Below are 14,417 nucleotides of genomic sequence, written 5' to 3'. Positions count from 1 at the left end.
TGATTGTGTGACAAGGCCCGGGTTGCCCCCCGGGCCTTCGTCGTGTTCAGGGCCCCTGTGGGGCCCGTGCTCCTCGATGTCGCCTGACGCTAGCGCCCGGTGCGGGCGCCCATCAGGGGACAGGTGAGGACATCGGTGACATCGCCGATGTCCCCGGCATCACGTCGACACGGTCGCCTCCAGGCCGAGTTCGGCGCTGGTGGCCAGCTGGGCGCGGCCGATGTTGCGGCCCATGACGAAGAGCCCGGCCTGGTGGGCCTGGTCCCCGGCGTGGGAGGCGCAGCCGTCGGTGATGACCACGGGCCTGATGCTGCGCTCGAAGGCGCCGACCGCGGTCTGGGCCACGCAGGACTCGGTGTCCAGGCCCACGATGTAGGCGGTGGTCCACCCGTGGCGGTCGAACAGCTCGACCCCTTCGGCGGTGAAGGTGGTGTAGACGCGCTTGTCCAGCACGTGGGAGCCGCTGACGTAGGGCTGGAGCTCGGGGACGATGTCGGTCTCGGGCGGGGCCTGCATCTTCGACCAGCCCATCCAGCGGGTGTAGGGGCTGCCTTCGTAGTTGAGGTAGCGGGTCATCAGGACGGGTGCGCCGGCGGCCTGCCAGTGGCGGACCAGGTGCACCACGGTGGGGACCACGTGGGCGGAGCCGGGGGAGATGAAACCGTTCTGCATGTCGACCACGACCAAGACTTCGCTGGTGGCGGGGCGCATGGTGTGTCCTTCCGGTGTCGGGTGCTACAGGGTGCGGGCGCCAGCTGCGTCGCGCAGCTGCTCGATGGTCTCGGGCAGCATGGTGCGCAGTTGGGAGGTGTCCAGGACGGCGTCGCGCATGCTGCGCACCTGGCGGGTCTCGGTCGGCCGGGGGCGGGTGATCTTGCTGGTGACCGCGCGCAGCCACCGCCATCCGTACTCGGGGTCCACCTGGGGGTCCTGGCCCTCTTCGACGGCGGTGCGCACGGTGTGGCACAGCGACCACAGGCCTTGGCACAGGGTCTCGAAGTCGCCGAGTTCGTCGGGGGCCAGCGAGCGCTCCACCGCCAGGGGGGCGTAGGCCACCCCGGACCAGGTGGCGTAGCCGACCGAGACGCCGGGCAGGCCGAAGTCGACCAGGCCGGGGCCGGGGTCGAACCCGTGCTGCCAGGCGGCCTTCTCCGCGACCTGGGCGCCGATGAGGAGTTCGTCGGCGGTGGGCTGGCCCTGGCGGCGCAGCAGTGCCGAGGGTGTGCTCATGATGCGCACGGCCGTGTCCAGGTCGGGTCCGGTCCAGGCGGAGCGGGCCAGCCACCAGGTGCCGAGCACGTACTCGGGGGCGGTGGTGATCTGGGGCCAGGTGCGGCGCAGCAGTTCGCCCACCTGGGGCCGGTCGGTCTCGTAGCTGGTGTGGCGCCACACGGCCAGTTCGGCCAGGTCGGCGAAGGCCAGCGTCTGGCGCAGCTCGGCGACCAGGCCGCCGAAGGCGAACGCGGTGACGGTGAGCCGGGCGTCGGGGTCGTGGGGCCAGGGCAGGGTGGTGCGCCAGCAGGCGGTGTCGTCGATCAGGTCGGGGCGCATGCGCGGGTCGCGGGCGATCAGGGCCGCCAGTTCGGGGGTGGCCGTGACCGGGACGTATTTGCGGCAGGTCACGGTCAGGGAGGTCGCTGTGGTGGCGGGCTCGGGTGTGGGCGCGCCGAACAGGGTGACCGGTGAGGTGCGCAGCACGTCGCTGATCAGGTGCCGGTAGGTGCTGGTGGGGTTTTGGACCTCGCCGGTTTCGAGGCGCTTGATCGCGCGTTCGGCGGACTCGGCGCTGATCCTGCCCTGGGAGGCTGCGGCGACCTGGCGCGCCAGTTTGGCCCGGGACCAGTCGAGTTGTTTGCGGGCCCGGGTCAGGGCGCGGTTGGGGGTGGGGGCGCGGGTCATGGTGGTCGTCCTCCTAGGGGACACGTGGGATGTCAGTGGTGTCCTGTGGTGTCCTCTGGTCGTGAGCGGGTGCGCTCGGGATGCTGGTGGCATGGGATCAGGGACGTCAGCTCTGGGGCAGGCCGAGGTGTTGCTCGACTCGGGCGAGTCGTTCCAGCACCTGCTGGAGCTGTTCTTCCACCGTGGGTCCGGGCGGCGGCGGTTCGGTGACGAACCAGCCGACTCCCTGTTGGGAGGTGGCCAGGCCCTCGTCCCTCAGTTTTTCCAGGGCGCGTCGGGCGGTCACAGTGGCCACCCCGTGCTCGGCGGCCAGTTCGTTGACGCTGGGGTACTTGTCCCCCACCCGGATTCGGCCGGTGTCCAAGTCCTCCCTGAGTGCTTCAAGGACGCGTTTGTACGGCTGCTGTGGCGTGCTCATGGACTGACCATACCTAGGTAGCTCATCTCAGTTAAGTAGCTGTGCTGCTTGACAACCCTACTGTGCTTAGTCATGATAGCTTATGTAAGCAAGGTTGTTCCAGGGGGGAGCTCAACATGTCTCGGATCGCGCAGGTCGTCGCCGCCACCGGCGCCGCTGTTGCCGACGTGCTCCGGGTCGCCCGTGGAGGCGGATCCTCTGCGGACGACCTGGCCATCGCCGAGGCCATCGAGAAGGCCGGCGGGCGCAAGGCCGCCGACATGATGGCCCAGGCCGACCCCGCCCGCGCCGAGGCCCGGGCCTGGCGCGCCGAGCACGCGCGCCTGCAGCGCGCCCTGTGGGAGCAGACCGCTGAGGAGGACATGGAGTTCCTGCGCGAGAAGGCGGCCGAGGTCGGCATCACCGACATCGAACCGCTCCTGCCCGCGATCAGCGACACGCCCGTCGAGGACACCAGCCGCAAGTCCCGGCCGGTCATGCGCGTGCCCGTCTACAGCGAGGACACCGCGCCCGACAGCTCGAACAAGATCGCGCCCTACCACCCCCACGGGGACGACGAGGACGCCGTCCCCACCCGCGAGGACGAGGCCGCCAGCGCGCACGCCGACCTCGCGCACCTGCTCGACGACACCGCCGCTGCGGCCCGCCTGGCCAAGAAGTGGGCCTCCCGGATTGCTGCGGTGCACCAGGCCGCGAAGCAGGCGGTGCAGCAGATCCTGCTCACCCACCCCCGCACCAGCCGACGCGCGATGCGCCGGGCCCGCCAGGTCCGCCGCATGGCGCTGGCCGCCTGAGCAGCACCGCACCGCGACCGGGTCCACCACCACGACACGCAACAAGGAGACCGCCATGGCCGTGCCCGAGCAGCGCGAATGGACCGTCGAGGTCATCTGGACCAGCAGCCCCGGCATCCCCCGCGACCGCATCGTCGACGGCATCCGCGCCCGCAGCGCCGGAGAGGCCGCGGACAGGGCCGCGAAGAACTGGCCCGACGCCAGCAGCATCACGGTGCTCTGATCCGCACTTCCGCACCGCTGCAACCAGAGAGAAGGCATTCATGACCCTGCCCGAGGCCCTGACCGATCCGCTGGACGAACACCCCGGTGGCCTGCGGGCCGCCGTGGAGGTGGCCGCCGAGACCATCCGCTCCCACGTGGACGCCTGGTCGGCCGGGAGCGGCCCGGCCCTGACCCCGATGCCCGCCCCCGTCCGACCCGAGAGGAACGCCGCATGAAGATCAGGATCACCCACCGCCGTTGCCGTGCCGAGCTGGCGGAGGCCCACACCCAGCTGGAGGGCCGGACGAAGGACCTGCGGGAGCAGAAGCGCTCCACCGAGGGTCTGTGCCTGGAGGGCCGAGGCCACTCCATCTCCCTGGGGCAGCAGCTGGACGAGGCCGAGGCCAACCTCCAGGCCGCCGAACACCAGCTGGGCGAGATCAAGGCCGCCTGCGAGGACATCGAGTACGCCCGCACCGACGCGGCCATCCCCGAGGACCTGCGCGAGAAGCTCCTCGACGCCGACGACCGCCAGTTCGTCCTTGCCGAGCACTCCCGGGCCCTGGACACGATCGACATCCTCACCGAACAGTGCGACCGCACCCTCGCGGCCGCGCACGCCGCAGGGATGCTCGCCCGCGTCTACGCCCTGATGGTGGGCGCCGGATACCGCGGGCTCGGCGAGGCCGGGGACCTGATGGCGGGGATGCGGTTCTCGTCGTGGACCGGCTTCCCGCACACGTGGAAATGCCGGTCCGCCGAGTGCACCGAGGACACCCGGGACCTGGTCTGGCACACCGATTTCCCCGAGCGGGCCCACCTGGTGTGCGGGTGCGGGCGTATCTGGCCGGCGGGCCCGGGCGCCGTGGACCGCAGCGTGGCCGAGATCCGCGAGAACCGGCTGCTCGGCCGGTCCAGCACTACAGAGCGGTCCTGGCCCCGCTCCCCGGCCCCGGTGCTGGAGGCAGTGGACCGGGCCCTGCCGCCCCCCGCCGAAGCCCGCCGGGCCGCCGATGCGGCTGCGCTCGCCGACGGCGACGGCGAGGACGAGATCGAGTGCCTGGAACGCCAGATCGCTGTACTGGAGGACCGGCGCGCCCGTCTGCTGAAAGAGAAGACCGGGGTGCCCTTCTAGCCCGGTCGGCCCCCCTGCCCCGCCCGCCCGTCCTGCGGGCGGGGCGGGGGGACCGCCCGGTCCGCACCGCCCACACCACAAGGAGCGCACCCGTGGGAGAGCAGCACACGCATCAGGAGATCAGCGGCCTGGACGGCTTCGTCTTCGGCGACGACGTCGTGCTCGACGGCTGCGCCGTGGGCCCCGGCGCCACGGTGACCGACGGCACGGTCGTGCGCGGCCAGGAAGTGAACACCCCCGCTGGCGGCGACCGGTGACGACCCCGGAGGAGACCCGCGCCGCGGCCGTGGTCGCCCTCGTGGTCCTGGCCGTGCTGGTCGCGGTGCCGCTGCTGGCCCTGCGGGCCGAGCGCGCCCGCACACCGTAACCCCCTGGGGTGCCTGCCGCGCCCCGCCCCTGCCGCTCCGGTGCGGGGGCGGGGCGGGTCCGGGGGACCACCAGGGTCCACCACCTGCACGCACACCCGAACCAAGGAGACCGCCATGGCGAAGAACCCGATCATCGACGCCCAGAAGAAGCTCTACAAGGCCACCGACGGCACGGTCCAGGACATCAAGGACGCCCGCAAGGCCACCAAGGCGGCCTGGGAACAGGGCGAGAAGGAGCAGCGCGACCAGGCCCGCAAGAACCCGCGCCTGCGCTAGCACCCCGCACAGCTCGCAAGCGAGCCCCGCCCGGAAGCGACCCGGGCGGGGCTCTCGCACACCCGCCCCACCCATGAACAGGAGAACGCAGATGAGCGTGCTGGAGTATACGACGATCGGCCCCCGCCGGGACTACGGCTGGGGGGTCGAGTACAACCTGGAGGCCGCGGCCGCCGCGGGGCGCAGCGCCCCGGCGTACTGGGACGCCGAGGCGGGCGAGCTCGCCTGCCACGACCCCGAGGAGGCCGCCTGGTACGAGGGCGAGCCCTTCGACGCCGGCTGGGAGGACCCGGCCCGGGCCGCCGCGATCCTGGACCAGGTCCTGATCGACGACGCCCGGCTCACCCCGCTGGCCGAGACCCCCGTGTGGCGGCCCCTGGACCGCCTCGTCGACGCCGCGCTGGTCGACGCGCCCACCCCCGAGGAGGTCCTGCACGAGCGCCGGGGCGGCTACCCCGTCCTGCGCCTGGACGCCTTCGCCGACGAGTGGGCCGGACAGGAGGCGGCATGAGGAAGCTCCGCTACTTCGCCGCGCGTCTGCGGGACCAGGGGCCGGTGCACGCGGCCATGCACCTGACCCTGCTGGCGTGCACCGTCTACCACGCGGTCAGCCTCCTGCTGTGGGAGGACAGCGGGTTCATACTCGCGGCGGTCCTGATCGGGGCGTTGGTCCTGGCCGGGCGCGTCGCCGACTGGTGGCCGCCCCGGTGCGAGTGCGGCAGGCGCCTGTGGGACGGCCCGTGCCAGGACCACCCCGAGGACGACTCCTTCGGGATGGCCGCATGAGGCCTTCACCGGAGAGCGCCCTGACGGCCGTCGTCGTGGCCATGGTCCTCGCGGTCCTCGCGCTGGGCCTGTACCGCAGCTGGTGGGAGGCGCTCACGCTCGCCTACTGCTGCGTTTTCGCGCTGGCCGACATCGCCCGCCTGCTCGGCCTGGCCGAGGACCCGCACGCGGACTGTGAACCGGGCTGCGACCTCGACCACTGCTGCTGACCGACACGACCTTTTCCACGGACCCCGGACCGCACCCGCGGCGGGGTCTTCCTTCGAGCACAGGGAGATAGGACATGAGCCGCGAGGAACTGACCGACGTCATCGGCGGCGCCCTGGAGGTGCGCCTGGATGAGTACGACAGCACGGGGGTCCTGCGGCCGGTCGTGCGCGGGCGCCTGGTCGGCGGCGACCGGAGCCTGAACACCATCCTGGTCGCCCCCGGCCGGGGCGCGCCGAGGCAGGTCACGCTGACCAGCCGCCACCGCCTGGTGTACGAACTGCCCGCCCCCCAGGGCCGGGCCGCGGCCCTGCTCGCCGACGCCGCCTGAACCGCCCCGAGCACCTGAACAGGAGCACACGATGCCCATCACCGAAGAGGACCTGGACGACATCTGGGCCACGGCCAGGATGGGCCTGCCCTTCGCCGACTCGATTCTGGAGGCTCGGCTGTGCCGCAACGGCGCCCAGGTCCGGGTCCACCAGAAGTACGCGCTCAGGGTGGCCGAGTTGCTGCGGGGCAGCGGCTACACCGTCCAGGAGTTGGGCGAGGGCCTGATGGTCGTGACTGGCGCTGTCGACCAGCTCACCCTGCTGCAGGCCGAGATCGCCCGCCTGCAGGCTGAGGTCGAGCGCGTCGAAGCCGGGCGCCGGGCCGCGGCCCTGCTCGCCGACACCGCCTGATCGCGCCCCTGGACCGCCTACACAGCGGGGCACCTGCCGAGTCTAAGACGGCAGGTGCCCCGCCCCCATATCTACCACGACCCGTGAGGACGAACACGATGAAACTGACCATGCCCAAGCTGGCGTGGGGGCTCGACAAGAAGAACCGCGCCGAGCCGCCGACCGAGCAGGCCCCCGCACCGGCCCCGGCCCCGGCTCCGGCTGAGCCGGAGACCGCCCCCGCCCCCGCGCCGGAGGACGCCCACCCGGCCCCGGCACCCGACGCCGAGCCCGAGTCCGCGCCCCCGGCCCCCGGGACGGAGCCGCCGGAGGCGGACGCCGCCCCGGCCGCCGAACCCGGACCGGAGGCCGAGCCCGAGGTCCAGGCACCCCAGGCCCCGGCCCCTGCTCCGGCGGCGGTGCCCGCCGGCGGGCCGCGGACGCTGGCCGCGCCCCCCTCGGCAGGGCCCGACCCGGTCCGCCTGATCGCCGGGCTGATCACCATCGCCTCGGCCATCACGACCGTGTGGGCGCTGTGGGACCAGGTCGCCGGTGTGAACGCGGCCCTGCCCCTGCACGTGGTGGGCCTGGCCGCCGGACTGGTCGTCGAGGGCGGCTGGCTGCTGGTGCTGGCCTCCAACTACCAGCAGGCCGCCCGCGAGGGCCACGTCGCCCCGTGGCGGACCGCCGCCGGGTGGGTCCTGGCCCTCGCCGCCGCCGCGCTCCTGCTCTTCCACGGCGTGGACGCCGGCCAGATGGCGTGGACGGTCCTGGGGCTGCTGCCGATGATCTCCAAGACGGCGTGGGCCGTGCTGACGCACTCGCGTGCGCAGCAGACCCTGGCCGCCCTGGCGGCCCAGGCCGAGCAGGAGACCGCGGCGGCGGCGGAGGCCGCCGCCGACGACACCTCGCTCTCGGTGGAACGGCGCCGCGAGATCGCCGAACTCTGGCAGGACACGAACTACATCGAGCTGAAGTCCGAGGCCGAGGTCGGCAAGGCCGAGGCCGAGATCAACGCGCGGACTCGGGTGCAGGTGGCCCAGGAGCGCGGGAACTTCACGGTCATGAGCGAGCGGCTGGAGATGGCCGGTCAGCTGGTGGGGACGATGCCGCTCCAGGTGCTGGCCATGCTCATGCAGAACTCCCCCCCTAACGTGAGCGCGACCCAGGTCCCGACCTGGGCGCTGGGCGCGGCCCCGGCCCAGCCCGGGGGAGGCGGTATGGGGATTGCGGCGAACACCCCGGCGGCGCCGGTGGCGGGGTTCGGCGCGGGCCTGTTCGAGGCTCAGAGCGCCGGTGGCGGCAATGGCGGCAATGGTGGCGGCATTGGCGGCACTGCCCCTGACCAGGCACAACGCCCCGCCCCGGCACCCCAGGGTGGCGGAACTGGCGGCATTGGCGGCACTGCCCCTGACCAGGCACAACGCCCCGCCCCGGCACCCCAGGGTGGCGGAACTGCCCCTGAGCGGGAGGAACGCGCTCCGCACCACGCCGCCCGCATCGCCGAGGGCGAGCGCAACCGCCAGCGCGTCCTGGAAGTCATCCAGGAGCTGGGCGTGGACGTGACCAACGCCGAGCTGGAGAGGAGGCTCCCGATGTCGCGCACCACGGTCCGCGACCACCGCAACGCCCTGCACAAGAGCGGCCACACCGTCTTCGGTGAGAACAGGCAGCCCTGACCTTCGACCCCGCCCCCGCCCTGCGCGGGGGCGGGCCACCCGCCCCGGCGGGTGAGCACGCCCACCCGGCCCCCCTCGGCCGGGTGGGCGCGCTCACCACTCCGGGGGACGTGACGCACTCCGGTGACGCACGGCGACCAACGCCTGCGAGCCGCGGTGCGAGCGGCCCCGCCCACCCCGTTCGACCACTACCGAGAGGAGGCCTGTATCCGCCCACCAGACCCACGAGCCCGACCCCCGCCCCAGCGGGGGCGACCACGTTCTTCACGGGCCGCCGCCCACACCCGGGCGGCGGCCCCAACCCTGCCGCACCTGCGGCGATATCCACCTGCTCTGCCTGCCCGCGCGGCCGGGCCGGACCCGCCCCGAGGGGCGGTGCCCCCCGCACGCGCGGGCAGGCAGAGCCCTTCGACCGAAGGAAGAACCCATGGTCCTCAGCTTCGTCGGCGGCGTCCTGTACTGGCTCGCCGTCCTGTTCCTGGTGTGCGTCGCCGCCGTGGCGGCGGCGGTGCTCACCGTTGCCTGCTACCGGATGCTCGGCCGCGAGATGCCCCGGCATCCGCCGCTGCTGGTCTTCCTGGCCCTGAGCGGCGGCGCGCTCGTGGTTCTCGCGCTCGACTGACCTGCTACTTCGACTGATTGGAGGGGCCGATGGGTGCCCTGCCTGACCGCGAGCCCCCGATCGGGGCTCCACACCGCAGCCGCGAGTCGGCGCCGCCCCTGTGGGCGGTGGAGGCCCGACGGCCCGCGAACGAGCCGCAGACGCCGCCTGAGGCGCCTGCGGAGCCGCCCGAGGCGGCACCCCGGCCGGCCCCTCCTGTTCCCCCTCCGGCCCCGGCCGCCCCGGCCACCCCGGGCGGGGAGGACGGCCCGGACAAGGACGAGGTCCCCTACAGAGGCCTGGACCTGGACCGGGTCGCCGCCCTGCGGGCGTGGGCGGCCGAGCACCTGCGGCCCCCCGACCTGCTCAACGAGGCCTCACCCGGCCTCAAGCAGCTCTGGGAGCAGGCGCTCAAGGGCGACCACCTGCCCGAGAACACCGTCCTGCGCGTGGCGGAGGTGGCGCGCCTGGTGGTGTCGCTGCCGGTGATCGGCGCGGCGGTGCTCCTGGCCTGGTCGTGTGTGTCCGCGGCCCGCCAGGCGGCTTTGATCCTGGCCGTGCTCTCGCTGTGGGTGGTCGGATCCGCCCTGGTCAGCGCCGTGCTGGCCCTGTTCTGACATCCCGATTCGTTAGGAGGTTTTTCAATGTTGGCGTTCTTGCTCGGCTCCACGATGTTCCTGGTCATGCTTGCCTCGCTGGCCGTGATGGTCGCCCTCGGGCGCAGCCGCAAGTACGGCAAGTACACGGCGTGGGGGGTCTTCCTCTTCGCCCTGATGGCCGGGTCCGCTGCGGCCCTGTGCTTCGTCGGTGAGGGCATCACCTGGGTGCTCACCTTCCTCTGCGCCGTGGTGGGCCTGCCCGTGGCCGCGATCGGCATCATCGCCATGTTCGGGGTCCTGGGGACGATCATCGACCTGGCCGACGGCCAGCCCGACGGCTTGGCCAAGACCATGGCGCTGATCGTGCCCGTCCTGCTGGCAGTCACCGGCGGTGACCTGGGCCTGTACGGCACCCAGGCCACCAACGGGCTCTCGGGCGCCGGCGCCGTGCTCTTCGGCAACCTGATCGGGGTGTGAGGCGCCCATGGAACCGATCAGCGCACTGATCCTGGCCGGTCTGCTCACCTGGGGCACGGCCGGGGGCGGCATCAAGGACACCGCCGCCATTCTCAAGGGGCAGACGCCGCCCTCGGTGGCCTACCGCACCGCCCGCATGGCCCACGACGAGAAGCGCCTGCGCGCGTGGGAGAAGGCCATGGCCACGGGCAAGCCGCTGCCGCCGGCCCTGGAGCCGCGCCGGATCCGCATCAAGGACCTGGCCCGGCACTGGTGGGAGGACGCCCTGGACGACGCCGACGCCTGGCGGGCCGAGCGCCACCTGAGCCGCCCCGAGCGCAAGAAGGCGCGCAAGGAGCGCCACGAGAAGAAGAAGGCCCTGGTCAAGAAGGGCTACACCCTCATCAAGGACCGGGGCGAGAAGCGGTTCGGCACCGGCTCCGAGGACACCGTGCCCGACCCGGCCGGAGCCCCTGAAGGCGCGGGCGCGGCCGGGGACGGCGGGGAGGTGCCCGACAACGTCGTGCCCCTGCACGGGCGCAAGGCCAAGGACAAGGACGGGGCGCCCCCCGCCGAGGAGGCGGGCAAGCCCCCGGCCCCCGACAGCGGCGCGCCCCCGGTCGGGGGCGCTGCCAAGGAGGACCTGGCCGAGGCCGCCAAGGCCCCGGCCGGGCCCGAGGAGGCCAAGGAGGCCCCGGTCCTGCCGGGCGGTGAGGACAAGCTCGCCGAGGCCCTGGACACCCACCTCAGGACCGCTGAGGACTACGACAACGACATCGCGCGCGAGGCCGAGGCCGCGCGCACCGGGGACGGCGAGCCGATCGCCGGCCTGAGCACCGACACCAAGGGGGAAATTTCCGTGATCGACCTGTCCGACTCCGCGACCCTGGACAACCACCTGCGCACCCTGGACATCTACCGCCAGTACCTGGAGCGCATCGCCGCGGACATGGACTCCCTGGCGGCCGGGATGGCCAACCACCGCATGGGCACCATCGCGGTCTCCAGCGTCTCGGCGGCCGGGGCCGCCAACTCCGAAGCGGGCACCAAGGTCGGGGCGGTGCGCGTGGACCTGGCGCGCACCCACACCGTGGTCGCCGACGCCCGCGCCGCGGCCCCCGACGCTGCCGACGGCGAGTACCTCACCCGGGGCCGGTAGACGCACAGTCACCGACCGAACGGCGACCACATCCCGACCGAACGGGATTCGGTCGCCTCTTTTGTGCCACTTTCCACCGATTCTTTTGGTCGCCGGGCCCCGAAAACGGGGCCCGGCCGGTTCGGCCGCCAGACGACCGAACCAACCACGCTCACCCACAGTGAAGGAGTTCAGTGATGTCGGAATCCACCGCCGCCCCCGCCCCGGACGCCACCGGAACCGGTTCGGCCCCCGCCGCAAGTAGCACCACGACCGAGACCGCGGCCTCGATCCCGGTGGTCGACATGCCCTCCTACGAGGGCGACGTGAGCGCGATGCGCGAACACACCAACTTCCTCGACACCGTCGTGCTGCCCCATTTCGAGGGGCTGATCAACGCCGCCCACCGCGCGGGGATGGGCCCCGGGCAGATCGCCAGCCTGAGCGAGGGCCAGGAGGCCATCGTGATGGCGCGCACCAGCGTCGCCAACGCCACCGACAAGGTCGTGCTCCTCAACGAGGCCGTGGCCCGGGCCCACGCCGACGCCCGGGACGCCGCCACGGCCAAGAGCTACTACGCGGGCGAATAACCCACCCCACCCCGCCCCGCGCCAGAGCGCGCGGGGCGGGGCCCGCCCCGGTCCCGGGGCAGCAGAGCCGAGGAGACAGGAGGGGCCGCCGTGGCCGTGAAGACCAAGACCCGCCGCACCGCGTGGGGCCGGGCCCGCCGGGCCTGGGACATCGAGATCGGGGACGCCGACCGGGCCGGGCCCTCCCGCGCCAAGGGGTGGTCCCCCGAGGGCGTGCTGGACGCGACCTGGCAGGCCCTGGCCCGCCCGGGCCCGGGCTCACTGCGCCGCATGTACGAGCACGTGTTCGTCCCCTGGTACTGGGGCGGGGGCGCCTTCGCCGCCATCGCCGCGCACGTGGGCCTGGCCGCCGGGGCCGACCTGGTCCCGGCCGCCTCCGCGCTGGTGGCCGCCGCCGGCGCCGGGCTGACCGCGGCCGTGGCGCCGGGCGTGCTGCGCTCGCGCTGGGGCCAGCGCCGCTTCCCCTCGGCCGCCGCCTGGGTGCGCGCCGAGGTCGGCCACACCCGCGTCGTGGCCGGGGTGGCCGTCACCTTCGCGACGCTGGCCGCCGCCGCCGCTCCCACCACCCTGGACGGGTGGTCGACCACGGCCGCGGCCGGGGTGCTGACCCTGCTGGGCGTGTCGGCGCGCTGGTGGCAGCACCACCGCCACGCCCTGGTCGTGCGCCGTCCGGGCCTGGAGGAGATCTTCACCGGCCCCCTGCCGGACCCGGAGTCCTCGGGCGCGGCGGTCCCGGCCGACCTGCTCGGGCGCATCACCACCCGCTGGGGCGCCCACGTGGCCGCCGAGGCCAAGATGCTCCCCGGCGCGAAGATGCTCGAAGTGCAGCCCACCCCGTTCGGGGCGCTGGTCAAGGTCGAGACCGTCGGCGACGGCCAGGGCGCGGAGATGGTCCGCGCCAATCTAGGCCGCCTCGGCAGCGCGCTCAAGATCAGCCCGGCGCAGCTGGAGATCGAGGACGACGCACCCCAGGAGGGCGAGCCCGACCCCACCGTGTTCTGGATCCGGGCCATCTCCCGCCAGATCATGGACGTGCCCGTCCCGCTGGAGGACGGCCGTTCCCGGGTCGTGGAGCGCGACGGCAAGACGCTGATCCGCATGGGCCGCTACGTCGACGGCGACGGCGAGCCCGAGTGGCTGCTCTACGACGGCAAGTCGATGTGGTCGGGCTACATCGGCGGCATCACCGGCTCGGGCAAGTCCAGCCTCTCCGAGGGGCTGATGCTCGGGATGATGCAGACGGGGTGCACCTACACCGTCTACATCGACCCCAAGGGCGGCCAGTCCAGCCCCAGGATCGCCGAGCACGCGAACTGGTTCATCGGCTCCTCCGAGCTCGCCGACTGGCACGCGGTGGTCGACGGCCTGATCACCCTGGTCAAGGAGCGCGGCAAGTACCTCAAGGCCCAGGGCAAGTCCGGCTTCAAGCCCTCGCGCGACTTCCCCGGCGTCAGCCTGATCTTCGACGAGTTCTACGAGGTCAAGGCCGACCCCGTGCTCGCCGAGAAGGTCGGCTGGCTGGCCCGCAAGGGGCGCTCCACCGGCGTGACGGTCCTCATCATCACCCAGGGGTACGGGCTGGAGGACTTCGGCCACGACTCGGTGCGGGCCAACACCACCGTCGCCAACAGCGTCGCGCTGAAGATGCGCGCCAACCAGGCCTCGATCTTCTCCCGCGACTTCCCGCGCTCCAACCCCGCCCGCCTGCCCGACACCGAGAACCAGCCCCGCAACAAGGGTCTGGCGGTGAGCCTGAAGGGCCGCGACTGCATCATGCGCACCGCCTACTCCGGCGACGAGGTCACCGACCGCCTCATGGCCGAGGCCTCCGAGGTGCAGGTCCAGGACCTGGACCCCTTCAGCGCCGACGCCCTGGACGAGGGCTCGGGCGGCATGTTCGCCTCGCGCCTGGAGGACGCCGAGGCGGCCGAGGCCGCGGGCGCCGAGGAGATCGCCGCGCGCATCGCCCGCGGCAAGGCGCTGCTGGGCGGGGCCCGGCCCGTGCGGGAGAAGAAGGCCGGCCCGCCCGTCCCCGCCCCCGGACGTTCGGGCGGGGGGTTCGCGGTGGGGGTGACCATGCCGCCCGCCATCCCCCACCAGGTGCTGGTCGACCTGGGCCTGGCCCGGGAGGAGAAGGCCGCGGCCATCGAGACGGCCCGGGCCGAGGTCGCCGCCCCCGCGGGGGTGGAAGGAACGGCGGCCGGGGTCCTGGAGCTGATCCGGCACCGGCGGGTGATCACCACCGCCGAGGTCCTGGAGGCCTTCCAGGACGAGCAGGGCAGGCCCCAGAAGGGCTACGGGGCCACGGCCGTCAAGGCGGCCCTGCGGGAGCTGGCCGAGGCCGGGCTGATCACCAAGCCCGGCTCCCGCAAGGCCCCCTGGCGCCTGCCCTGAGCAACGCACTGTGACCGGCGCAGCGGCGACCGAACTCCGGTTCGGTCGCCGCTTTCATCCCGCTTTCCACCGATTCTTTCGGCCGCCGACCCCCGAAACCGGGGGTCGGCCGGGGGGGGGGGGGCCCCGCCCCCACCCCCCCCCACAACCCCCAACTAGACTTACACCCAACTTGGTGAAGGCAACAGCACCCGGAGGGTCGAGCAGTTGG

At 73.1% G+C, this 14,417-nt stretch carries 21 protein-coding genes; 18 read left to right on the top strand and 3 right to left on the bottom strand.

All coding sequences use genetic code 11. The annotated features are described in order from the left end of the window. Positions 1-159: 159 nt before the first annotated feature. The 3 genes from ABZ234_RS07895 to ABZ234_RS07885 form a co-directional block, all read right to left on the bottom strand. A complete protein-coding gene (locus ABZ234_RS07895) occupies positions 160-711 on the bottom strand; it encodes an isochorismatase family cysteine hydrolase (protein ID WP_355011463.1) in 552 nt (183 codons plus the stop codon). Positions 712-735: 24 nt separating this feature from the next. Further along, a complete protein-coding gene (locus ABZ234_RS07890; protein ID WP_355011462.1) occupies positions 736-1,899 on the bottom strand; it encodes a hypothetical protein in 1,164 nt (387 codons plus the stop codon). Between the two features lie 106 nt (positions 1,900-2,005). Further along, positions 2,006-2,317, bottom strand: a complete 312-nt coding sequence (locus ABZ234_RS07885) for a winged helix-turn-helix domain-containing protein (protein ID WP_355011461.1) — start codon at positions 2,315-2,317, stop codon at positions 2,006-2,008. 116 nt (positions 2,318-2,433) lie between these two features. Here ABZ234_RS07885 and ABZ234_RS07880 point away from each other — a divergent pair, with 116 nt between their 5' ends. The 18 genes from ABZ234_RS07880 to ABZ234_RS07795 all read left to right on the top strand — a co-directional run bounded on the left by ABZ234_RS07880 (position 2,434) and on the right by ABZ234_RS07795 (position 14,206). After that, entirely contained in the window at positions 2,434-3,111 is a 678-nt protein-coding gene (locus ABZ234_RS07880) for a hypothetical protein (protein ID WP_355011460.1), read from the top strand. 55 nt (positions 3,112-3,166) lie between these two features. Further along, a complete protein-coding gene (locus tag ABZ234_RS07875) occupies positions 3,167-3,334 on the top strand; it encodes a hypothetical protein (RefSeq protein WP_355011459.1) in 168 nt (55 codons plus the stop codon). Positions 3,335-3,374: 40 nt separating this feature from the next. Beyond that, positions 3,375-3,551, top strand: a complete 177-nt coding sequence (locus ABZ234_RS07870; protein WP_355011458.1) for a hypothetical protein — start codon at positions 3,375-3,377, stop codon at positions 3,549-3,551. Continuing rightward, the gene (locus ABZ234_RS07865; RefSeq protein WP_355011457.1) at positions 3,548-4,450 is read left to right on the top strand and encodes a hypothetical protein; all 903 of its coding nucleotides are present in this window, start codon (positions 3,548-3,550) and stop codon (positions 4,448-4,450) included. Before ABZ234_RS07870 ends, ABZ234_RS07865 begins: the two co-directional genes overlap by 4 nt. Positions 4,451-4,542: 92 nt before the next feature. After that, positions 4,543-4,707 (top strand): hypothetical protein, encoded by a 165-nt coding sequence (locus ABZ234_RS07860; RefSeq protein ID WP_355011456.1) that lies wholly within the window; start codon positions 4,543-4,545, stop codon positions 4,705-4,707. Positions 4,708-4,932: 225 nt separating this feature from the next. Further along, positions 4,933-5,094: a hypothetical protein gene (locus ABZ234_RS07855; RefSeq protein WP_355011455.1), complete on the top strand. Its 162-nt coding sequence runs from the start codon at positions 4,933-4,935 to the stop codon at positions 5,092-5,094. Between the two features lie 91 nt (positions 5,095-5,185). Continuing rightward, the gene (locus ABZ234_RS07850) at positions 5,186-5,605 is read left to right on the top strand and encodes a hypothetical protein (protein ID WP_355011454.1); all 420 of its coding nucleotides are present in this window, start codon (positions 5,186-5,188) and stop codon (positions 5,603-5,605) included. Further along, on the top strand, positions 5,602-5,880 hold the full coding sequence (locus tag ABZ234_RS07845; RefSeq protein WP_355011453.1) for a hypothetical protein: 279 nt from the start codon (positions 5,602-5,604) through the stop codon (positions 5,878-5,880). The genes ABZ234_RS07850 and ABZ234_RS07845 overlap by 4 nt, the downstream gene beginning before the upstream one ends. After that, positions 5,877-6,089, top strand: a complete 213-nt coding sequence (locus ABZ234_RS07840; protein ID WP_355011452.1) for a hypothetical protein — start codon at positions 5,877-5,879, stop codon at positions 6,087-6,089. Before ABZ234_RS07845 ends, ABZ234_RS07840 begins: the two co-directional genes overlap by 4 nt. Before the next feature lie 74 nt (positions 6,090-6,163). Then, entirely contained in the window at positions 6,164-6,418 is a 255-nt protein-coding gene (locus tag ABZ234_RS07835; protein ID WP_355011451.1) for a hypothetical protein, read from the top strand. 31 nt (positions 6,419-6,449) lie between these two features. Further along, positions 6,450-6,770: a hypothetical protein gene (locus tag ABZ234_RS07830; RefSeq protein WP_355011450.1), complete on the top strand. Its 321-nt coding sequence runs from the start codon at positions 6,450-6,452 to the stop codon at positions 6,768-6,770. A 98-nt stretch (positions 6,771-6,868) separates the two neighbouring features. Then, complete coding sequence (locus tag ABZ234_RS07825) at positions 6,869-8,428, top strand: hypothetical protein (RefSeq protein ID WP_355011449.1); 1,560 nt, start codon at positions 6,869-6,871, stop codon at positions 8,426-8,428. A 427-nt stretch (positions 8,429-8,855) separates the two neighbouring features. Beyond that, positions 8,856-9,050, top strand: a complete 195-nt coding sequence (locus tag ABZ234_RS07820; protein WP_355011448.1) for a hypothetical protein — start codon at positions 8,856-8,858, stop codon at positions 9,048-9,050. A 29-nt stretch (positions 9,051-9,079) separates the two neighbouring features. After that, positions 9,080-9,646 (top strand): hypothetical protein, encoded by a 567-nt coding sequence (locus ABZ234_RS07815; RefSeq protein ID WP_355011447.1) that lies wholly within the window; start codon positions 9,080-9,082, stop codon positions 9,644-9,646. 27 nt (positions 9,647-9,673) lie between these two features. Then, positions 9,674-10,105, top strand: a complete 432-nt coding sequence (locus ABZ234_RS07810; protein ID WP_355011446.1) for a hypothetical protein — start codon at positions 9,674-9,676, stop codon at positions 10,103-10,105. Between the two features lie 7 nt (positions 10,106-10,112). Further along, on the top strand, positions 10,113-11,243 hold the full coding sequence (locus ABZ234_RS07805) for a hypothetical protein (protein ID WP_355011445.1): 1,131 nt from the start codon (positions 10,113-10,115) through the stop codon (positions 11,241-11,243). Between the two features lie 176 nt (positions 11,244-11,419). After that, on the top strand, positions 11,420-11,812 hold the full coding sequence (locus ABZ234_RS07800) for a hypothetical protein (RefSeq protein WP_355011444.1): 393 nt from the start codon (positions 11,420-11,422) through the stop codon (positions 11,810-11,812). Between the two features lie 90 nt (positions 11,813-11,902). Further along, positions 11,903-14,206, top strand: a complete 2,304-nt coding sequence (locus ABZ234_RS07795) for a hypothetical protein (protein WP_355011443.1) — start codon at positions 11,903-11,905, stop codon at positions 14,204-14,206. Positions 14,207-14,417: the final 211 nt, after the last annotated feature.

Origin of the sequence: Nocardiopsis sp. NPDC006198, from assembly GCF_040613895.1 — a bacterium.
Classification (GTDB): Bacteria; Actinomycetota; Actinomycetes; order Streptosporangiales; family Streptosporangiaceae; genus Nocardiopsis; species Nocardiopsis tropica.
Note: the sequence above shows the minus strand (reverse complement) of the source record. Positions and strands in the feature narration are given on the sequence as shown.